This window comes from Paenibacillus sp. XP01 (assembly GCF_057364885.1).
In genome coordinates, this window is record NZ_CP139481.1 from 1,256,696 (window position 1) to 1,277,279 (window position 20,584).

Below are 20,584 nucleotides of genomic sequence, written 5' to 3' on the forward strand. Positions count from 1 at the left end.
GTCACACGGGGTTTGGCACAAAGCTTCCCCCGCGACAGTGCTTCAAGTAGTTCAGCGCGTGCACCTGCCCGGTCATCTCCAGCTCGCCCTTGTAAACCGGATCATGCCAGCCTTCGATATCGATGGTTCCCTCGTACCCGTGCTGGCGCAAAATCGTGATGATATCCGACCAGTTGGTATCCCCGAAACCAGGTGTGCGGTGCCAGACGAATTCATGCGGTCCATGAACGCCATGTTCCTTCACGACATCCCAAGCAATGGTTGCATCCTTGCCGTGCACATGAAACACTTTATGGGCCCAGTTGCGCAGTTGCGGAATCGGGTCGATCAGGCTGACCATTTGGTGGCAAGGCTCCCATTCCAGCCCGACATGCTCGTCGGGAACGGCATCGAACATCATTTCCCAAGCGGTTGGATTATGGGCGATATTCCAGTCCCCGCTCTGCCAGGTTCCGCCCATGTCGCAGTTTTCGAAGGCGATCCGCACGCCCCGGTCGGCAGCGCGTTTGGCCAATTCGCCGAAGACTTGCTTGAATTTGGGAATGGATTCGTCGATCGGACGTCCGGTCAGGCGGCCGGTGAAGCCGGAGACGATGGCTGCCCCGAACAGATGGGCATGGTCGATGGCCCGCTCCCAGCTCGCCAAGGTGTCGGCATTGTCTCCTTCTCCCGTAAGCGGATTGCCGAACACGCTGAGCGCCGAAATGACGACGTCATGTTCGTCGACCAGTTCGCGAACGCGTTTGGCCGTCTCGGTCAGGTCCACGGTTCCTGTCGTCTGCCAGAAGGTCAGGTTGAACGATTCGAAGCCGTGCGGCAAAATTTGCGGAATGACTCTTACGGCGTCCGCGCCGCCGACAAGCGTGCCTATGCGCAATGCTTTATTCATGGTTGAATTCACTCCAATATTGGCTTATAGTCTTCGTGACACACTCATTATAGCGGTGCATTTGCCGAATGGCTCTAAACGATCTTGTGCATTATTAGTCCGATTTTGTGGGGGAAGGGGAACATCGGTGACTGAGTTGAAAGCGCTTCACGAAAAAACGCGGATGGATCACAAATCCCACCCGTTTCAGCTTTTCCAGAATCGATGCGCTGACAAGAAGGCAGGGGAATGCATATTGTATTTGCATTGGCACGAGCATTTTGAATTCATCGTGATGCGCAGGGGGGAAGCGCAATTCCATATCGACAGCAGGCCGTACACGGCGCGGGCCGGAGAAGTTCTCGCTATTCCTGCAGGAACGCTGCATGTCGGCTACGCGATGAATGACGGCGACGTGGACTACGATTCGGTGGTCGTCAACGCCGCCTTGTTTCAGGACTTCATCCATGACCCGGTGCATATCGGATATGTCGCGCCATATCTGGAGGGAAGGCTGCGTTTTCCGGTCAAACCCGCCGAACAGGATGAAGAATGCGCGCGCATCTACAGTCTGATTCACGAAGCGATCGAAGAGATGACAGAACAGCCGCCCGCTTACCAGCTGATGGTCAAATCCAAGCTGTACGCGCTGTTCACGATGCTGGCTCGCATGTTTTTGCCGCAGCAGCTCCCGAGCAAAGGGGGCGGTTCTTATTTTCCGAACAGGGAACGTTTCAAGCAGCTGATCGAGAAGATCGAGGCCGATCCCGCAGAGAGAGTATCCGTGGCCGAAGCCGCCGGCCAGGTCGGCCTGAATACGTATCATTTTTGCAAAATGTTCAAAAAGCTGACCGGGCGAACGTTCGTTGAATACGTTAACGGCTGCCGCATGATGCTCGCGGAGCGGCTTCTGAAAGAGAGCAGTCTGACGGTCACGGAGATCGCCGCACAGGTCGGCTGCGACAATGCCAATTATTTTACGAAGCTATATAAGAAATACAAAGGTGTGCCGCCATCGCGGGGACGTCAGGCAGCGGAGAATGGAAGCTGAATCTGGCCGTCCGTTTGCCATCTGCCAGCTCCTCTAACGAACCGTAGACACCTTATTCTGCCCGAATCGCCACGCTTCAAAATGTAACGAACTTCAGCCACGCTATTTGGAGCAAAATGCCACAAACCGCGCTTTCCAACCACAGATAACGTGCCTCAGGTTCGTTACCATTTCAAATGCTCCAATACATGCCCTATAACGTGTCTCATGTTTGTTAGGGCTAGTGCCGAACCGAAACATCCCCCGACATGGAGGTGGGGGGGATGTTTTGGCTGCGGATGCTACTTCATTTCAGAAATCGCGAAAACAGGCGATTGGCCTTCTTTGACAAGTCCTCCAATTTGATATTGGCCTGATCCAGTTGGTTGTAGGCCCATTTAATCGTCTGCAGCATGCGCGGGGAGATCGGGGTGCCCTCAATGCGTGGATACACGTTGTAATAGGCCCAGACGAGATGCTCCCAGCGGTGGTCATTGCCGTCCTGGATATATTCCGATACATCGAGTACCTTGGCTCGCCCGTTTTGGAGCAGTACGTTTTTCAAATGGATGTCGCGGGGGTTCAGCCCCCGTTCTCGGACCGCTGCACGTGCGGCGTCCACGTCGAGCATGACCTGCTCGGGTACAGGGATGCCTTGCTCCAGGCACTCCAGCAGCGTTGGTCCGGCTTCATGGCTGATTACGATCATGTTGGGGCCGCTGCCGTAATAGATAGGAAAATAGGGCAGGCCGCGAAGCCGCTCATAGACTTTTTTTTCATGATCGAGCTTGTCCAGAGCATGATCCGAGTACACTTTGAAGGCGTATTGCGGCAACCCGTCATAGGCAAATACGGCTGCATCCGTGCCTGTGCCGATGCAACGGACGCCTTGGGCGCGCCCGATAATGTCGACGAGTTCGTTCCGGTCGCTTCCGATGACCCGGATCTGCTGCAACGCTTTTTCTGCCTGGAACCAATCGGGTTGATTCATGGGTGGTGCCTCCTTTGGGATATTGCCTGCAATCTATCTCATGCGGTTCACTGCGCAATTTCAGTGGTGATGAACGTATATTAACGATACGAATGAAATCCGAAACGGTTCCGATTCGAACCGGGGACGCTTTAGACGATGACCAGCTAGCTTGCGGCGTTTTTGCCTGGTCCCTTATACTTGGTGCAGCAGCAGTTTTACATAAACTGCAATTCAAATCACACTTCAGAGATTGGTTCTGCCTCTCCGTTAACGTGTGAATGTTTTTTTGACGTTTATAGATGTTGTCCCGATCCATAAGCATCGAATGCACAAAAGTATAATCGCAGAAAGGTAGAATAAATCATGGCACAATATCCGCAGTGGTCTTATTCGCAGTCGCGGGCCAATATGTTCGATGAGTGCCTGCGCAAATATTATTATCATTATTATGGTGCCCACAATGGCTGGAAGACCGATCAAGCCGATGATATGACGGTCCGCCTTTATCGTTTGAAACAGCTCAGCAATCTGTATCTCGTCTTTGGTGACCTGGTGCACCGGATGTGCGAATCGGCCGTGCGCAGCAGGGATGAAGGACGAGAAAGGCCGCGCGTGCCTTTTCTGGAACAGACGATGCGCAAGCTGCTGAATGAGGCGTACGTACAGTCGTTGGACGCGGAGCAGTGGAGGCAGGATCCCAAAAACCGGGTTATGCTGTCCGAAATGTACTACGGGGACGACACGCTGCAGGAGCGGATCGGAACGATCAAAGACCGCATTACCGCCTGTGTGAACAGTCTGTACGATACGTTGACCTGGGAAGACCTGGCGCGCGCAAGCACGCAAATTCTGGAGATCGAGAAATGGGATACGATGATGCTGCACGATACGCGGGTGTACGTCAAGATGGACTTGTTATATCGGAGAGGCAACGGCAACATCGTGATCGTGGATTGGAAAACGGGCAAGGAAGAAGATTTCTCGGACCAGCTCCTGCTGTATGCCGCATATGTAAGAGAGCACTATCGGGTGCCGCTGGAGCAGATCGAGCTGCGGGTGGAGTATCTGCTGAACGGAACGCACAAGCAATATGCAGCTACGCAAGAGGATTTGGCGAGGGCGGAGGAAAAAGTCGGACGGTATATCGAGGAGATGAAGTCCTGCGTGGCGGACGAGTATTACAACAGACCCAAAGACATTTCGTTCTTCACCCCGATGCCTTCGCGCCGGGCTTGCCGGGATTGCAATTTCCGCGAGGTATGCAGCGAACGCGTGATGTGAATTCAAACGGCCATTCCACATACCATGATGCATGCGAAAGAAACCGAAGCGCCAGCCCGGACCACCCACGGTCCGGACTGGCGCTTCATGCGTTCCACAGCCGGCAGCGAACTGCCATGTGGAACGGCAAGCGGCAAGATTACTGGACGTCGGCGCCGTCTTGCAGCGCCTGTCCGGGCGGTACATAGGCGTGCCCGAGATCGCGGGCAACCGCCTCGTACGTGATATGTCCATTCAGCGCGTTCACCGCGCTGCGAATGGACGAACTGCCGCGAATCGCGGCGGCTGCACCCTGGTTTGCCAGCTGCAGCGCATAGGGCATGGTGGCGTTGGTCAGCGCCACCGTGGAAGTACGCGGAACGGCGCCAGGCATGTTCGCCACCGCGTAATGCACGACGCCATGTTTCACATAGGTCGGATGGTCGTGGGTGGTGATGTGGTCGATCGTCTCGACGATCCCGCCCTGATCAATCGCCACGTCCACGATCACCGAACCGGGTGCCATGGCGGTGACCATCTGCTCGGTGACCAGCTTGGGCGCTTTGGCACCCGGAATCAGCACCGCGCAGATGAGCAGGTCGGCTCCGGCCACGGCGGCCGCAATGTTGGACGGACTGGATACCAGCGTCTGAATCTGGTTGCCAAAAATATCGTCCAGCTGGCGCAGCCGATTCAGATTCAGATCGAGGATGGCGACGTCCGCTCCCAGCCCGATGGCGATTTTGGCCGCATTGGTGCCCACCGTGCCTCCGCCGATGATCGTAACCTTGCCGCGGCTCACGCCGGGCACGCCGGAGAGCAAAATGCCTTTGCCGCCTTTGGGCTTCTCCAGCAGTTGGGCACCGATCTGGGCTGCCATTCGCCCGGCGACCTCGCTCATCGGCGTGAGCAGCGGGAGCGATCCGTTGACTTCAAGCGTCTCGTAGGCCAAGGCCGTCACTCGGCTCTGCACCAGCGCAGCGGCCAGTTCGGGCTCTGCAGCCAAGTGCAGGTAGGTGAAGAGAATCAGTCCGGGACGGAAGTATTCGTACTCGCTGGCCAGCGGCTCCTTCACCTTAAGAATCATGTCGGCTTCCGCCCATACCGTCTTGGCCTGTGCCGTCACGACCGCGCCTGCGGCCTGATACTCGCCGTCGGTAAAGCCGCTGCCGAGTCCCGCACCTTGTTCAATGACCACCTGATGGCCGGCCCGGACGAAATCAGCGGCCCCGGCAGGGGTAATGGCAACGCGGTTTTCATTGTTTTTGATTTCTTTGGGAATTCCGATTCTCATAGCCATGCACCTCGTCCATGATAAGGTTGTTCGCTTACACGTTTAAGTGTATGAATAGAATGGCCGTTTGTCACCTTGCTTTATGTCTAATGTTTAGCAGGCAGGATTCAACATTTGCCGAAAACATCGTTGAGGATACTTGTCCTCAGTGAATAAATGTGAAAAAATGACATTACAGAGGTAATTGCCATGGAACGATGATCGAAAGGCCTGATCCGCATCGAAGACATTCTTTTGCACGTAGATACTCTTTTTTGGCAAAAAAATGAAACATCATGTGTTCAAAAACCGTATGGGTCTATATAATAATCGCTATGAGTTGAACCAATGCTTTTTTCCCGGGCACAACGCGTACAATCGGGCGGAGAAGCCGAAACAGAATCGATGTAAACCTGGATGGAAGGTTGCGAATGGAGGCTGCATGCATTCCTTTGACATGGGATGGAGAGGATGGATCGGTCCAACATGTTTGCCTTTCAAACCGTCTGTTAGGTGAAGGCACATGCATGGACCGTACGGAAATCGCGTAATGGTTTAATAATTTCTGCTGACTCGGCGAATCTGGTCAAAATCCGGTTTCGGTATGGCGGAGCGGAATTGCGGACGGCGGCCCCGGAATAGTTTCGGCTGATTTGCGAAAGGGGCCAGCGTTAACGAATCGGGGGCAACCAAACGGTATGGGGCAGCTTCGCGCTCGGCAGGGACGGGGTGTTTCATTGATTCGGATGCTGCGGTATGTTGGCGAAGCCATTCATGAAGGGAATCACTGCTGATTCCGAGTTGTCCGCTCAGATTACAGATGTCGAGTTGTTTTCTCACATAAATCCGCCTTTCTGGAATATCGGGCTAATGGGCTTGAAAGGAAGCGTGATCATATGGCTGCGGCTCAATAGTTTCAACTCCGTGCAGCATGCAGCGACGAATGAGGGAGTTGGTCTCGACTGGTACAGACACGAACTTCGGCTATAAGCGTTCGGTCTCCCGGAACCTTCGATCGGCGTTTATTTACATGAAAGAACGGAAACGGCTGGTGAAAAAGCGCTTTCCCGTTGATGTCTGATGTTATTTTCTATAAATTGGCTTTTATCGAAATTTTATCATTTGCAGTGTCGTTGTGCGTCTCAATATAGTCTCAATTTTAGATGAAATGATTGTAAAAGTATCAGGACTCAGTACGGAGGCTACGGATGGAAAACAGTAACGAGAGACGGTTTGACAGCCACTTTGATCATGACAAACGTTTTGTTGGACGAGCGAAGGAATTGAAGTTGTTGAATCGCTGGTTTGGCGATCCGGGAGCACCCCTTACCATTTTTTCGGTGACGGGTATGGGGGGGATCGGGAAATCCTCGCTGCTGTCGGAAATGCTGGAGATATCCCGTGACCGGGGAGCAACGGCCATCTGGATGGACGGCAGGTCCTGCGGTCCGACGCCTTCGATCTTTTTGGAATACCTCTCTTCAACGATCGGACTGGAGATGATGGGGAGCGAAAGCGAGTTCGGTCCGCTGCATGTTCTGACTCAAGCCTCGGCTCGGAATAGGCTGGTGATTGCCGTGGACAATTATGAAGAGCTGGCTTTGCTGGAGCATTGGTTCATGGAAGTGTTTGTCTCCAAGCTGCCGACCAGCGGCGTGTTGATCGTGCTCGCTTCGCGCCCAGAGCCTGTGCTGACATGGAAATCGCACCCCCGCTTGCAGCAGCTTTTTGTGCGGATGCCCTTGCAGCATTTTACGGATGAGGAAATTACGGCATATATTGCAGGGGCCGGATTGCCGAACCGAAGCGTTGAAGGCAAGATAGCGCGCATGACGGACGGCCATCCGCTGGGGCTTGCCTTGGCGGTTGAGGCAGCGGACCAAAGCCGGGATGTGCCGTTATCCGAGTGGACGGAAATGTCGCACGCGATCAGCGCCAGGCTGCTGCTGGAGCTGACGTCGCCGCGGCTGCACCCGATGATCGAGGTGCTGACGCTTCTGGAAACCGCAAATCAGGAAGTGTTGTCCGCCGTGCTGCAATCCGAGGTGACTACCGAGGAATATCACGCCCTGCGGCGCATGTCTTTTATTCGTTCCGGCCCGAACGGTTTGGCTTTGCATGACATGGCAAGAATTCATCTGCTTCGGGACTTCAGGCAGCGTGAACCCCGGCGCCTGCAGCAGATGCGTGTACGGATCGCCAATCTGTTAAGGCCGCTGCATGAAAAGGCGAGATCGCATGATCAGCGGCAAATCGCAAGAAAGATGCTGCTGTTATGCCAGGAATCGATGCTGCAGCATCGCCAATACGCAGACGTGTCGGCGGATGCCTTGTTTACGCCGATGGAAGTGATGCGGACCGAGGATTTGCCTGCGCTTCAACGTTTGATGCAGCATTGGACCGAGTATAGCGTGGAGCCTTGGCAGGCGCCTCCTTACGGACCGTTTTTGGACGAGTTGGCCGAACGTTATCCGGAAGGAATTGTGCTCATGCGAGACAGGTCGGGTGACCCGATCTCCATGTTTATTACCGTGCTTGTGCATCGGGAGAGCAGCAAGCTGCTGATGAAATATTTTCCTGCCGAGATGCAGGAGTGCTTCACCCCCGAAGAGCTGGATTGCGACCCGGACCAGACGGATACGCATTATGCCGTTATGGTCACGGCAAAAAACGATGTAAGGGGATACACGCGGGAAGAACTCGTCGGATATATGTGCCTGGACCGGCTGTCCCTGCTTGGCGATGGGACCAGGGTTATGCTGGTGGCGACCAATCCGTATCTTAAACTGTTTTTGCAGAGCATCGGCTTTCAAATGAGAAAAACCCGAAGCCGCGTTTGTGATTTGTATGACCAGCCTGCGGATGTCATGTACCTGGATTTTCGCAATGGCCGATTCGGAGATTGGGTGATGTCACTGCTGAATCCGGAAACGGAGAACGGGAAGTTTCATCAGGACGCTGCGGGCGAGAAACGACAGGCCTGGTCCGAGGCGGATATGCGTAAAATGTTGTCCAACTTGCATTCCCCGGCAGATTTGCAGGAATATGCTGCGCAAATGAAAGACATGAAGGATGGCGTGCAGCTGCAATTGCATATTCTGGACATGCTGGAGGGACGAAAGCCGGGGATTAGCGCTCAGGACCAACGGTTGCTGCATGCCCACTATTGGACGTATGCCGGCAATCCGACTGCCGCGGCTGAGGCTTGCTCCATGAGCAGGGCCACCTTTTATCGCCACTTGCGCAATGCGTTGATCCGATTGGCGCGAATGATATAGAAGACAATCTGAAGAGGCCGGTCACAGACCGAGCCTCTTCATGCGGTTATAGAGCGTTGCCCTGGAAATGCCGAGCCGCTTCGCCAGCATACGTTTGTTGCCTCCAACCGTTTCCAGGCATTGGAGCAGAAGATCCGATTCGTATGCATCCATCTGCTTTTTATAAGCCAGGGGGGAGACTTCGAAGAGCAGACCTTCGTTTCCGGCTTGGTTTGTATCGGGCACGTCCCCGGCCCCGGCCGAGTGGAGAGAGGACCGTGCTGGCATGGATCGAAGCGGCATGCTCCCTTCCGTTGTGGATGGTTTCGGATCCATGGAAGCGGTGAGGGATTCCGGCAAATATTCAGGCCTGACCTCCCCGTCCGTCGTCAGGATGGCAATGCGTTCGATCACGTTTCGGAGTTCCCTGACGTTTCCGGGCCAGTCATAGCTGAAGAGCATCTTGAACACTTCCGAAGGGAGCGATTCGATATGGCGGTTGTATAGCAGGGAAAACTCTTGAAGGAATGTCCGCGTCAATTCGTATATGTCTTCCTTGCGCATGCGCAGCGGAGGGATGACGAGATTGATGACATTCAGACGATAGTAGAGATCTTCCCGAAACTGGTTGTTCGCAATCATGCCTAACAGGTTTTGATTGGTAGCGGCGATAATCCGGCAATTGGCCTGCTTCATGCGCGTTCCGCCAACGGGAAAGTAACTTTTCTCTTGCAGCACGCGCAGCAGCTTTACCTGAAGCTCCAAGGGCATTTCGCCGATTTCGTCCAAAAAGAGCGTGCCTCCGTCGGCAAGTTCAATTTTCCCCTTTTTACCTTTGGGGTCAGCACCGGAAAATGCCCCTTTCTCGTATCCAAACAACTCGCTCTCAAATAAGGAAGCGGGTATGGCACCGCAGTTAATGGCAATAAAAGGTGCAGTCTGCGGTTCGCGCAGGTCATGAATGGCTTTGGCGAACAACTCCTTGCCTGTTCCGCTCTCTCCGAGAATAAGCACGGTAGCCGAGGTTGTACTGATTTTGCGAATCGTTTCCAGACACTGCTTCAGTCCCGGACTGCTGCCCTTGATTCCCGCAAACGGATCGGAATCGGGGCGCAGACGGGCGACCGTCTTCTCCAAATGCCGGACTTTGGATGACATATGTAACAATTCCTGGTGCAGGCGAATTTCGGTGGTGATGTCTACTTCGGCCGCAACCGCGCCCACGATGCATCCATCGAGCACCACTGGACACGCGTTGATGAGGGCAAACAGATCGGGCCGGGGCTGATGCTGTTTGCGGTAGACCGTTTCGCCGGTATACAACGTTTTGAGCGATTGAAGCCGCTCAGGCGGGAAGAAGTCTGCAGCCGGCTGCCCGACGATGTCTTCTTTGCGGATGGAAAAAACGTGCTCGGCACCGGACGTCCAATAGGCCACCTTCGCTTCTTCATCGATCAGGGTCAGCGCTGAACCTGCGGTTTCCAACGTGGTTTCCAAATAAGCCTCCAGGAGGCGATGAGCCTGCAGCATGTGCTGCAAAACATCCGCTGCGGCAATATATCCCTGCGGCGGGCCTTCGTCTTGAATCAACAAGTAAGGACTCTCATTGAAACAGGCAATAACCTCGGCCCAATTTGCAGAAGAAGGGATTGCAGGCAGGGGAAGGGAAGGATCCCGATCCCACTTTCTCAGGTCTGTCCGCAAAAGGGACATGAGGTCAGGAAGCAAATGTTTCATCGGTTTCACCTCAGTCGAAGCATCACGATTAGACACGTTACTGTTGCACTGGCCAAATTGCAATGCGCATGATGGTTGAGAAATAATCGTTGCACATATTATATCGCTTAAACCAACTGGTGTATATATTTTTTGACATGGAGCGTAGGGGTTAAAGGAAGACACTCACGAGTGGATTGGAATGGCAAACGGTTTCATTGAGGTTCAAGTCAAGAAACATTACATTTTGGTGTGATTCGTATCATCGAATATAAGGTTGAGGTGTCCTGAATTTTGGACATTTCCATGCTGGGATGCTTATTTTTTTTGACATTGCGTCAAGCTGGCGTTGCGTGCGGTCCCAATCGAAAAAAACCATGCGGCCCCCAAAAGTGGACCACATGGTTTTTCTTTCAAAGTCTTCGTCTATCTGAACATGTTTTTAACGACCATCCAGAGATTTGCCGGTTTCTCGGCCAGACGCCGCGTGTAATACGGATACCACATGGTTCCGTAGGGAACGTAGCAGCGAACGCGATACCCTTCCCGAGCGAGCCGCTCCTGTTCGTTCATGCGCAGTCCGTATAACATTTGAAACTCGAATGCATCGGGAGAGATGGCGCGGTCTTTGGCGTACTGTTTGGTCCATGAAATAAGTTGATCATCGTGAGAGGCAACCGCCGTGTAGACGCCTTGGTCGAGATGCTGGCGAATCATGGATTTGAACTGTTCCATGACTTCGGAGGCGTTCTGATAAGCTACTGCGGCAGGCTCTTTGTATGCCCCCTTAACGAGGCGGAGCTTGATGCCTTCACGGATCATGTCCCGCGTATCCTGCTCGCTCCTGTGCAAATAGGCTTGCAGCACGGTCCCCGTGTTATCGAGCCCTTCTGCGTGAAGACGGCGAACGATGTCCAAGGTAGCCTGGGTAAACGGGCTGTCCTCCATATCGATCCGCACGAAAAGATCATGCAGCTTGGCCTCGGCGGCCACCGCACGGATATTCCGATATCCCTCTTCAGGATCAAGCGCAAGGCCCATCTGGGTTGGCTTCAAAGACACGTTGGAGTTGACGCGATAGCGCGTGATGCCCTCCACGAGCCGAATGTATTCGTCCCGGTACAAGGCTGCCTCGCTCAAACGGGTAATGCCCTCCCCCAGATGGTCCAATGTGGCCATAATGCCTTTGTTGTTCAGGATGCGAATTTCTTCGAGAGCTTCATCCAGCGTGCTGCCTGCGATAAATTTGCTTGCCAGCCTTTTGCCGTATTTGACGGACAGACGCTCGACAGTTTTATTGCCTGCGACGGTCAGCAATGTTTTGCGGTACATTTCCGTTCCCATACTCATGGGGGCTTCCTCCTTATGATCATACTGCTTATGCTTCTGATACGAAGCAAGAATCATGCCAAATGCTGCAATCTCAAAAATAATCCTTCCCCCGATTGGAGTTGGCACGGAACTTGCTACATATATTGGGTGATAAGCAAAACGCATGGCAATCCAGGATATATAAGCCGCAAATAATCAAAACACACGTTAACGGAGAGGCAGAACCAATCTGGGCCTGCGAACCCAACATTTGAAGGAGGAATCATTCATGAACATTCCTTTTGTTAACGAACCGTTCACGCCATTTAGCATCCCGGCCAATAAGGAAGCATTCGAACAAGCGCTGCGCAAGGTGGAATCCGAACTCGGAAAAGACTATCCCCTTATCATTGGCGGGCAAAAAATAACGAGTCCCCGTAGGTTGAACTCCGTGAACCCGGCCGCCAAGCATCAGGTCGTTGGCACCGTTTATCAGGCAGACCGGGAACTGGCGGAGCGGGCTGTCCAGACGGCTGCCGAGACGTTTAACCGCTGGAAGCATACCGATCCGAACGAACGCGCACGGTATTTATATAAGGCAGCGGCGATCATGCGCCGCCGCAAGCATGAGTTTTCCGCCTGGATGGTATATGAAGCGGGCAAAACATGGCCTGAAGCAGATGCGGACACGGCCGAGGCCATCGATTTCATGGAATTTTACGCCAGGGAAATGCAGCGCCTCAGCGAACCCCAGCCCTTAACCCGCATTGCAGGCGAAGACAATGAGCTGTCGTATATCCCGCTAGGCGTAGGCGTCGTCATTCCGCCGTGGAATTTCCCGCTCGCCATCATGGCTGGCATGACGTCGGCCGCGTTCGTTTCCGGCAATACCGTCGTTTTGAAACCGGCCAGCACTACGCCGGTAATTGCGGCCAAATTCATGGAACTGCTGGCTGAAGCGGGCGTGCCGGATGGCGTCGTGAATTATTTGCCGGGGCCGGGCAGCGAAGTGGGGGATTATTTGGTCGATCATGCGTTAACGCGTTTCATCAGCTTTACGGGCTCCAAAGATGTCGGTTTGCGAATCAATGAACGCGCAGCCCGCACGGCGCCGGGACAGAAATGGATCAAACGGGTGATTGCCGAAATGGGAGGCAAGGATTCCATCATCGTGGACGGCGAAAGCGATCTGGAGCTGGCTGCGGAATCCATTACCGCATCGGCGTTCGGGTTCTCCGGCCAGAAATGTTCCGCGTGTTCCCGTGCCATCGTTCATAAAGATGTATATGATGAAGTGCTGCGCAAAGTGATTGAGCGGACGAAGAAGCTTTCGATGGGCAGTCCGGTTGAAGCAGGAAGCCATGTGGGTCCGGTCATTGACGACAAGGCCTATGCCAAAATCAAGGAATATATCGAAGTGGGCAAACAAGAAGGACGATTGATGCTCGGCGGGGAAACAGGGGATGTCCAAGGTTATTTTATCGAGCCAACCATTTTTGCCGATGTTGATCCGCTCGCCCGAATTGCCCAGGAGGAAATTTTTGGACCCGTGCTCGCCTTTATTAAGGCAAACACATTTGAAGAGGCGCTGCAAATAGCGAACAATACCGATTATGGCCTGACAGGTGCGGTTATCTCGCGTAATCGTGAACATCTGGAGCTGGCGCGGCGCGAGTTTTTCGCAGGCAATCTGTATTTCAACCGGAAATGCACGGGCGCATTGGTAGGCACCCATCCGTTCGGGGGATTCAATATGTCAGGGACGGATTCAAAAGCAGGCGGCAGAGATTATTTGCTGCTTTTCACGCAAGCGAAGCTGGTGTCGGAAAAATATTAAAAGGAACTGCGATTCGAACTATATAGGTTGAACTAGACATTTACACGATAACGGAGAGGGCAGAAAGAATCTGGAGAAGCGAAGCGGTCTAAAAGCTTTCTGAAAGAAAGCTGCATCGGAAGCATAGGCTTATCACCGGATTTTCCCTTTGAAAAAAGGGATCAAAAAAATCTGGGGATAACAGTGATCGGAAGATGGTTCTGACCACGTAGTGACTCCGTGTAAAAATCATCGGTTCAACTTGTATAGAGCCGACATTGCTTTTATGTTACCATTTCCAGAACATGCAGCCTGATCATGATGCCAAAGCTGCCGAGCGGTGCTAAGGGGGAAAACGTATGTTAGGTGTTAAGTTGTTACAGGAACAGCGTTTTCGGCTGGCCATTACGCCTGAGATGAAACGGTCCTTTCATTTGCTGACGTTGTCCAATCAGGATTTGGTCCGTTATTTGCTGGATGCAGCGGATGCGAATCCGCTCCTTGAAGTCGAAGGACACTCTGCGCCGCTGGCCCGACTTCCGCGGAGCATGGATCGCAGGAAGCACGATGGCTATGAACCGTTGCTTCAGGCGCGTGGGGCTGAACCCACGTTGGAGCATTTCCTGGCCGCCCAAGTGCGTTTGCTGGACCTCCCGCCCGCGCTAACGGCCACAGCGGAATACCTGGCTGGCTGCGTGAACGACGACGGTTATCTCTCGTTGGACCTGACGGAAGCAGCATCGGCGCTCGGCATATCCGTGGATGAGGCGGCTGAAGGGCTCGAGGTTCTTCAATCGCTGGATCCGGCAGGCGTGGGGGCTCGCAGTCTGCAAGAATGCTTGCTGCTTCAGATCAGGCGCGCCTCGATCGTTGATCGGCATGCCGAGCGGATGGTGGAAGCTGGTTTGTCAGAGCTGGTTCCTTTCCATCCGGGAAAAGCAGGGGCACGACTCGCGATGACTGCAAGCGAAGCCAAGTCCGCCTATGATTACATTACGCGGCTTGATCCCAAGCCTTGTCGTTCCATCGGCTGCACCGCACCTCCCCATTACGTTATTCCGGATGCTGTTGCGGAGCTGCGTGATGGCGAAGTCCGTTTGGAATTCCACTCGGCCGGAAACCTCCGCATATCGATGAATGAAGCGTGTTCTCGCTGGGTCAGGCAAGGAGGTACGGGCGAGATTTGGGCGGAACGGGCCGCAGAGGCGCGGGCGATCATTCGCAGTGTGCAGCTTCGGCGCAAAACGTTAATGCGTGTTCTCGCTGCGGTGGTGGAAGAGCAGGAGCTTTTTTTGCATCAAGGACCGTCCGGTCTGAAGCCGCTCAACTTGGCGATGATTGCGGAGAAGATCGGCATGCATGAATCAACGGTGAGCCGCGCCGTTCAAGGGAAATATATCCGGACGCCGCATGGCATGTTTGAATGGAAGGCTTTTTTTGCCGCGGCCATCGGAACAGACGATGGGGATCGAACATCTGCCGCGGCGGCCAAATGGCGGTTAAAAGAATTGATTCGCATGGAGCAGGCCGATCGCCCGCACTCGGACAGCCGATTGGCAGAGCTGCTTGCCGGGGAAGGCATCGTCGTCTCGCGCAGAACGGTGGCGAAGTATAGGGAGGAGCTCCGGATTCTGCCTTCGCGTGAGCGCAAACGCCGATAATAGGCGCGCTCTTATCCCGTTTCCGAAACAAATAGCCCCTGCGAACCGGGTTAACGGCGCAGGGGCTGTTCTTTGTTCACATCGGATTGAATACATCCACGTCAGTAGAAACCTACTACATGTTGCGCAGGAAACGTTCTCCAGCGATTCCTGGCGTGGTCATTTGCTCCGGATGCAAAATCTCTTCGAGCTCTTCCGGCGTCAACAGTCCGCGCTCGAGGATGATTTCTTGCAGGGTTGCGCCTGTTTTCAGCGCTTCTTTCACGATTGATGCCGCCACGTCATACCCGAGATGCGGATTGAGAGCAGTAATGACGCTGAAGCTTTGCTTCATAATTTGCGCGCAGCGTTCGCGGTTCGCTTCCATCTCTTCCACGGCATATCGCGTGAATACGTCGATGCCGTTATTCATAATTTTCAGCGATTGCAGCAGGTTGAAGGCGATCACGGGACCCATAACGTTCAGCTCGAATTGTCCGGCTTCGCATGCCATGCAGATCGTGTGATCGTTTCCCATCACCTGGAATGCCACCTGGTTGATCACCTCGGCCATCACGGGATTGACTTTGCCCGGCATGATGGACGAGCCCGGCTGGCGTGGAGGCAGGCGAAGCTCGTTGAACCCGGCACGCGGACCGGAGGCCATCATGCGAATGTCGTTGCAGATTTTGGACAGGTTGACCGCACAGACTTTGAGGGCTGCGGACAGCTCCATGTAGGCATCCGTATTTTGAGTGGCGTCGACGAGATCGTCGGCCGTTTTCAGTTTCAGCCCGGTCGCTTCGGATAAATGCTCCGTCACTTTGGCGATATATTCAGGTTTGGCATTAAGCCCCGTTCCAACCGCGGTTGCGCCAAGGTTGATGGTTAACAAGCGTTGGTTCGCATATTCCAAGCGTTCCATGTCTCGCCCGAGCACTCGTGCATACGCGCCGAATTCTTGCCCCAGACGGATCGGAACCGCATCCTGCAGATGGGTACGTCCGACTTTGACGACATCATTGAATTCCTTCTCCTTCTTGAAGAAGGCATCCTGAAGGCGTTTCATCGTGGCAAGCAGCGTTTCGGACAGCTGATAGGCCGCGATGCGCAAGGCCGTCGGAATGACGTCGTTCGTGGATTGGGACATGTTCACGTGGTTGTTCGGGTTGCAGTGGAAATAGTCTCCTTTGCTCTGCAGCAGCAGCTCGAGTCCGCGGTTGGCCAAAATTTCGTTCATATTCATATTCATGGAAGTGCCTGCACCGCCCTGAATGGAGTCAACAATAAAATGATCCAGATGATGGCCTTTCATCATTTCTTCGGCAGCCATGACGATGACGTCGCCGATTTTGCGCGGCAGCATCTTGAGTTCCATATTCGTTACCGCAGCAGCCTTTTTGACGGCGGCCAGGGCGATGACCAGTTCCCTGTGCACCGCGACTCCGGTAATCGGGAAGTTCTCGACCGCCCGTACCGTCTGAATACCGTAATAGGCATAAGCAGGAATTTCTTTTTCACCGATAAAATCTTTTTCGGTTCTAGTGGACATTTTGTTCGCCTCCAGTGGCATCCAATAATTGGTGGACCTCGGCATTGCCGAAGCGCACTCAGTATATCATTTAAGCAAAAAGGTTGCCAATCTAAAACATTTTACGCATTTTGCCGATAAATAATTAAAATTATAAATAATCATTCGAGATGTGCGACATCAGCTTTGGACGGGCTCGGAGTGCCTTGAATGCCGCGGATGATAGCGCAATCATTATTTTGTTCGAAAAAGGCGTCGGGGAGGGTGATTTCAACGTTGTCAGTGATATATGTTACATGTTTTCTGGTTATTAACTGGTAATCTAGGAAAAAAGGACTAAGAGGTGCGAGGATGAAGTGGACTTTAGGCGCAAAAACGGTCGCAGGTTTAGTACTGATCTCGGTTATTACGTACGGAACTAGCGCTTTTTTTATATTCTTTCTGAAGGATTGGTTTGCATTTAATATTCCTGATTGGTTATATATATCGATCGTGCTGATCCTGGGGGTATGCTGGAACGGAATACTGGGTTGGGGCGCTTCCCGCTGGTTGACCCGTCCGATCAAACATTTGGCCACCGCTGCCAAACAAGTCTCTTCGGGCGATTTGACCGTCACGATCCCGAAGCGGCAGACACAGGATGAAATCACGATTCTGTACGATGCGTTCGGGGGCATGGTCAGCAATCTGAGGGATATCGTCAACGATATTGCGGAAAGCACCCGCACGACTTCGCAAAACGCCCAGTCGCTCAGCGAAGCGATCACCCAAGCGGCTGCCCAGATCGAGATGATGTCCGATGCCGTTGACCATATCGCCGTTGGCGTCGAGCAGCAGAAGGTAACTTCCCGTCAATCGCTCGCGATGGCCGATGAAATGCTGACGGATTTTCAGGACATGCACGGCCAATCCGTGAGCATGACCGATCTGTCGGGGCAGATGGAACGTTCGGTGGTTCAAACGAAAGAGACGTTTTCATCGTTGATGAACGGCATGGAGGAACTGACTGCTTCCCATGACCGTTCCAGAGAAATCATGCTGCTGCTTGAAAAGGAAGCGTCCGATATTGAAGTTATTACTCAATCCGTTAAGAACATTGCGGAAGAAACCGGGCTGCTTGCCCTTAATGCTTCCATCGAGGCTGCGCGCGCGGGCGAGGAAGGTTCAGGCTTTGCGGTCGTTGCCCAGCAAATTCGCAAGCTGGCAGATGAGAGCAAGCAGTCCGTACACCGGATCAACGAATTGATCAGCCGCGTGCAGCAGCGAATTCGGGATACCGCGCAGTTGATTCACGTCCAGCACGGGCTGGTCGTAAGCGAATCGCAGCGTACCGTGACGGTGGACGAGACGTTGCACGTACTTACGGGCGCGGTGGAAGTGTTCATGCAAGGGGCCAACAAGATCGGCTCCCAGATTGCGGAACAGACCTCCAGGGTAGAGCAAACCCATGGCCATGTGAAGCAAATCCAGGGGAAAGCAAGTTCATTCTCGGATGAAGCGAAACGAATCATGGATGCGGCACATGAAGAAACGGCGATCATGCAGGAGATTTCTTCATCGGCCGAAGAACTGAGACAATTGACCGATCGTTTGCTGGACAAAACGAAAGCATTCCGGATGCAGCCTTGAGCTGATCCGGGGTGCTTTTTTTCTTGATTCGTACCTGTTCAAAGAGACGTCTTTGACGGTGATTCCCCCTATTTTTAGCCAATATTTTGCTTGTCATGCTAAAACACGAACATTCTTTCGTGAAAATGAATATATGTAAAGTTTTTTTTATGAAACATTAACAAATTCGCAACGTGTGGGCTATAAATGACTATATAATAAGGTAGTATTCAATGAAAAATATGAAGGAGCCCAGCATATTGAAAACTTGGACAGGTATCCTGCTGATGATCGTTTTGGCGGTAGCCATAATTAGTGCAGTATCGACTGCTCACTCTACGAACGAACAGGCTGAGCAGCTTCCCATAGATAACCCATCAAGCCAGGCCGAAGCGGTCGCGGCATCCAATATAGATAATGACAGTGACAATGACGAAGAAGCTTTACTCCACTCCAATGAAATTCTCCAAGACACGGACAATGTTTCGATTGCACCCGAGAATGAAAACATTCGATTATACCCTATGCAGGTTGAAGGTTCCGGATATATCTATAACGGCATTACATTAGAAGTCAATGGAAAAGAACAGCATTTTCCGGCCTGGAAAGCAGAGGGAGGATCGTACAAACCGGAAGTCCATGAGCTGGATCTGAATGGAGACGGACGGAAAGAAATTTTGGTGCTGCTCACGGCAGGCCACGGGACAGGAGTTTATTTGGGAAAAGCTTATATTGTCGATCCGGATACGCTGACAGAAATGAACATGCAGCCATTGGAAGAGGTCGTGCAGCAGCATGTTGCTTCCCGAGTCAACGTTACTCCGGGGAAAGTGGATATCAACGTTGATATCGACGGGAAACCTGCCGCGTCCACCCGTTTGGAGGAAGAAACGGAAGGCGTGGATTACAATCAAGAACTTGAATTTGGCAGTGTCGTGTACTACAGCATCGATCAAGATCGATTGACCGTATCCGCTTCGGGAGCATATTCCTTTGGCATGTACGGCGGGGAACTGCGTTTTCGTTATGAGTTCATGGACGGGCAGTGGAAGGCAACCGGACTGGATTTCAATTCAGACACGTATGAAGAGGAGTACACGCAATCGTTTGATTGATGTTTGCCAGGTGAATGACAAAGAAAACAGAAATAAGAGGCTGAAAAAAAAGAAGGACAACAGCCTCTATTTGTGCTGTCCAGAATTGCCGCAAGCGAGCGGCTTTATGAAGAAGAAACACCGCTGGCATCCCACATTCCCGGGACATCCCCAGGGCTGTGGAATGGCAGCGGTCAGAGCTTGAGAGCCGTGATTTTATCGAATGACGGTATCGAGCGGTTTAAGATGAGCTTCGATGGAGGCTCTCCGGTCCTCAAGGAATGGAGGCAGAGCCAACGATTCCCCGAGAAACTCGAACGATTCGTCGGTACCGAATCCGGGACCGTCCGTAGCGAGTTCGAACAGGATGCCGTTCGGTTCACGGAAATACAAGGAGCGGAAATAATGCCGGTCAACGAACCCGGAGTTGGAGAATTGGGATTGGCGCACCCGTTCCACCCATTGTTTCAGCTCTTCTTCATTGTCTACGCGGAAGGCAACGTGGTGCACGCTGCCGCGGCCGGGACGTTCGATCGGCAGGTCGCTGCGTTCCTCCACATGAACTTCGGAGCCGCTGCCGCCTTCCCCGGATTCAAACACAAGCACATCCGGTTGTCCTGCCACAAAAGCAGGGAAGGAACCTTTCAGACGGAAGCCCAGCAGATCGGTGAGCACGCCTGCCGTAAGTGAAGCGTCTTCCACGGTAAGTTGTACCGGCCCCAGGCCAACGATGCCGTATTCCGCAGGCACCGGGCTGCGATCCCATGGTTTGCCTCCGGCAACGCCCGTATTGTTTTCGTCCGAGACGAGGATCAAACGCTGGTTTTCGAAATCGGTGAAAGCAAGCGTCAATCGGCCGGCGCGCTCCGTGATGTTGCCGTGATTCACGTCGTATTCGTCAAAACGCTGCAACCAGTAGTCCAGTGCCTTATCGTTTGGGACGCGGAGGGAGGTGGCCGAGATGCTGTTTACTCCTTCGCGGGTTTGCCCGGCCATCGGCATTTCGAAAAAGGTTAACTCCGTGCCGGGATTTCCGATTTCATCGCCGTAAAACAGGTGGTACATCGTTACATCGTCCTGATTGACGGTTTTTTTGATCAGTCTCAGTCCAAGAACCTCGGTATAGAAGCGATAGTTGGCTGCTGCTTTTGCGGTTAATGCGGATACATGGTGCAGTCCTTTGATTTGCATGATGGAATCCTCCTTG

15 protein-coding genes are annotated in these 20,584 nt (G+C 53.1%); 7 read left to right on the plus strand and 8 right to left on the minus strand.

From position 1 onward, the window contains the following. Nucleotide 1 precedes the first annotated feature (1 nt). Nucleotides 2–889 carry a sugar phosphate isomerase/epimerase family protein gene (locus SNR34_RS05690; protein WP_486181393.1) on the minus strand — a complete coding sequence of 296 codons (888 nt, stop codon included), beginning with the start codon at nucleotides 887–889 and terminating at the stop codon, nucleotides 2–4. A 127-nt stretch (nucleotides 890–1,016) separates the two neighbouring features. Between SNR34_RS05690 and SNR34_RS05695 the strand changes: the two genes are divergently transcribed. Then, nucleotides 1,017–1,919, plus strand: coding sequence for a helix-turn-helix transcriptional regulator (locus SNR34_RS05695; protein WP_236420145.1), 903 nt, complete (start codon nucleotides 1,017–1,019; stop codon nucleotides 1,917–1,919). A 286-nt stretch (nucleotides 1,920–2,205) separates the two neighbouring features. Here SNR34_RS05695 and SNR34_RS05700 read toward each other — a convergent pair whose 3' ends face one another. Continuing rightward, entirely contained in the window at nucleotides 2,206–2,889 is a 684-nt protein-coding gene (locus tag SNR34_RS05700) for a serine/threonine protein kinase (protein ID WP_486181394.1), read from the minus strand. Between the two features lie 345 nt (nucleotides 2,890–3,234). On the opposite strand from SNR34_RS05700, the gene SNR34_RS05705 reads away from it, so the two are divergent. Continuing rightward, nucleotides 3,235–4,152, plus strand: a complete 918-nt coding sequence (locus tag SNR34_RS05705) for a PD-(D/E)XK nuclease family protein (RefSeq protein WP_343261552.1) — start codon at nucleotides 3,235–3,237, stop codon at nucleotides 4,150–4,152. A gap of 139 nt (nucleotides 4,153–4,291) precedes the next feature. Here the strand turns inward: SNR34_RS05705 and ald are convergent, their stop codons facing one another. Beyond that, nucleotides 4,292–5,425 carry an alanine dehydrogenase gene (gene ald / locus SNR34_RS05710; protein ID WP_343261553.1) on the minus strand — a complete coding sequence of 378 codons (1,134 nt, stop codon included), beginning with the start codon at nucleotides 5,423–5,425 and terminating at the stop codon, nucleotides 4,292–4,294. Between the two features lie 534 nt (nucleotides 5,426–5,959). Continuing rightward, nucleotides 5,960–6,244, minus strand: a complete 285-nt coding sequence (locus tag SNR34_RS05715; RefSeq protein WP_343261554.1) for a hypothetical protein — start codon at nucleotides 6,242–6,244, stop codon at nucleotides 5,960–5,962. A gap of 368 nt (nucleotides 6,245–6,612) precedes the next feature. Between SNR34_RS05715 and SNR34_RS05720 the strand changes: the two genes are divergently transcribed. Next, complete coding sequence (locus tag SNR34_RS05720; protein ID WP_486181395.1) at nucleotides 6,613–8,682, plus strand: nSTAND1 domain-containing NTPase; 2,070 nt, start codon at nucleotides 6,613–6,615, stop codon at nucleotides 8,680–8,682. Nucleotides 8,683–8,703: 21 nt separating this feature from the next. Here the strand turns inward: SNR34_RS05720 and SNR34_RS05725 are convergent, their stop codons facing one another. Continuing rightward, a complete protein-coding gene (locus SNR34_RS05725; RefSeq protein ID WP_486182408.1) occupies nucleotides 8,704–10,398 on the minus strand; it encodes a sigma-54 interaction domain-containing protein in 1,695 nt (564 codons plus the stop codon). A 405-nt stretch (nucleotides 10,399–10,803) separates the two neighbouring features. Further along, on the minus strand, nucleotides 10,804–11,727 hold the full coding sequence (locus tag SNR34_RS05730) for a proline dehydrogenase family protein (RefSeq protein WP_236420138.1): 924 nt from the start codon (nucleotides 11,725–11,727) through the stop codon (nucleotides 10,804–10,806). 250 nt (nucleotides 11,728–11,977) lie between these two features. On the opposite strand from SNR34_RS05730, the gene pruA reads away from it, so the two are divergent. Together pruA and rpoN are read left to right on the plus strand one after the other, a co-directional pair. Continuing rightward, a complete protein-coding gene (gene pruA, locus SNR34_RS05735; protein ID WP_236420137.1) occupies nucleotides 11,978–13,525 on the plus strand; it encodes an L-glutamate gamma-semialdehyde dehydrogenase in 1,548 nt (515 codons plus the stop codon). Between the two features lie 338 nt (nucleotides 13,526–13,863). Beyond that, nucleotides 13,864–15,165 carry an RNA polymerase factor sigma-54 gene (gene rpoN / locus SNR34_RS05740; RefSeq protein ID WP_486181396.1) on the plus strand — a complete coding sequence of 434 codons (1,302 nt, stop codon included), beginning with the start codon at nucleotides 13,864–13,866 and terminating at the stop codon, nucleotides 15,163–15,165. Nucleotides 15,166–15,280: 115 nt separating this feature from the next. On the opposite strand, the gene SNR34_RS05745 is transcribed toward rpoN, so the two are convergent. Then, a complete protein-coding gene (locus tag SNR34_RS05745; RefSeq protein WP_236420135.1) occupies nucleotides 15,281–16,696 on the minus strand; it encodes an aspartate ammonia-lyase in 1,416 nt (471 codons plus the stop codon). 330 nt (nucleotides 16,697–17,026) lie between these two features. Here SNR34_RS05745 and SNR34_RS05750 point away from each other — a divergent pair, with 330 nt between their 5' ends. Both SNR34_RS05750 and SNR34_RS05755 read left to right on the plus strand, forming a co-directional pair. After that, nucleotides 17,027–18,304 (plus strand): methyl-accepting chemotaxis protein, encoded by a 1,278-nt coding sequence (locus tag SNR34_RS05750; RefSeq protein WP_339276465.1) that lies wholly within the window; start codon nucleotides 17,027–17,029, stop codon nucleotides 18,302–18,304. A gap of 239 nt (nucleotides 18,305–18,543) precedes the next feature. After that, a complete protein-coding gene (locus SNR34_RS05755; RefSeq protein ID WP_236420133.1) occupies nucleotides 18,544–19,398 on the plus strand; it encodes a hypothetical protein in 855 nt (284 codons plus the stop codon). Nucleotides 19,399–19,593: 195 nt separating this feature from the next. On the opposite strand, the gene SNR34_RS05760 is transcribed toward SNR34_RS05755, so the two are convergent. Further along, nucleotides 19,594–20,568: a ring-cleaving dioxygenase gene (locus SNR34_RS05760; RefSeq protein WP_339276467.1), complete on the minus strand. Its 975-nt coding sequence runs from the start codon at nucleotides 20,566–20,568 to the stop codon at nucleotides 19,594–19,596. Nucleotides 20,569–20,584: the final 16 nt, after the last annotated feature.

Bases quoted from the DNA above. Each gene is read 5' to 3' on its own strand.
- ald (WP_343261553.1), bottom strand. From the start codon at position 5,425: ATGAGAATCGGAATTCCCAAAGAAATCAAAAACAATGAAAACCGCGTT.
- SNR34_RS05750 (WP_339276465.1), top strand. From the start codon at position 17,027: ATGAAGTGGACTTTAGGCGCAAAAACGGTCGCAGGTTTAGTACTGATC.
- SNR34_RS05690 (WP_486181393.1), bottom strand. From the start codon at position 889: ATGAATAAAGCATTGCGCATAGGCACGCTTGTCGGCGGCGCGGACGCC.
- SNR34_RS05705 (WP_343261552.1), top strand. From the start codon at position 3,235: ATGGCACAATATCCGCAGTGGTCTTATTCGCAGTCGCGGGCCAATATG.
- SNR34_RS05760 (WP_339276467.1), bottom strand. From the start codon at position 20,568: ATGCAAATCAAAGGACTGCACCATGTATCCGCATTAACCGCAAAAGCA.
- SNR34_RS05725 (WP_486182408.1), bottom strand. From the start codon at position 10,398: ATGAAACATTTGCTTCCTGACCTCATGTCCCTTTTGCGGACAGACCTG.
- rpoN (WP_486181396.1), top strand. From the start codon at position 13,864: ATGTTAGGTGTTAAGTTGTTACAGGAACAGCGTTTTCGGCTGGCCATT.
- SNR34_RS05700 (WP_486181394.1), bottom strand. From the start codon at position 2,889: ATGAATCAACCCGATTGGTTCCAGGCAGAAAAAGCGTTGCAGCAGATC.
- SNR34_RS05720 (WP_486181395.1), top strand. From the start codon at position 6,613: ATGGAAAACAGTAACGAGAGACGGTTTGACAGCCACTTTGATCATGAC.
- SNR34_RS05730 (WP_236420138.1), bottom strand. From the start codon at position 11,727: ATGAGTATGGGAACGGAAATGTACCGCAAAACATTGCTGACCGTCGCA.
- pruA (WP_236420137.1), top strand. From the start codon at position 11,978: ATGAACATTCCTTTTGTTAACGAACCGTTCACGCCATTTAGCATCCCG.
- SNR34_RS05745 (WP_236420135.1), bottom strand. From the start codon at position 16,696: ATGTCCACTAGAACCGAAAAAGATTTTATCGGTGAAAAAGAAATTCCT.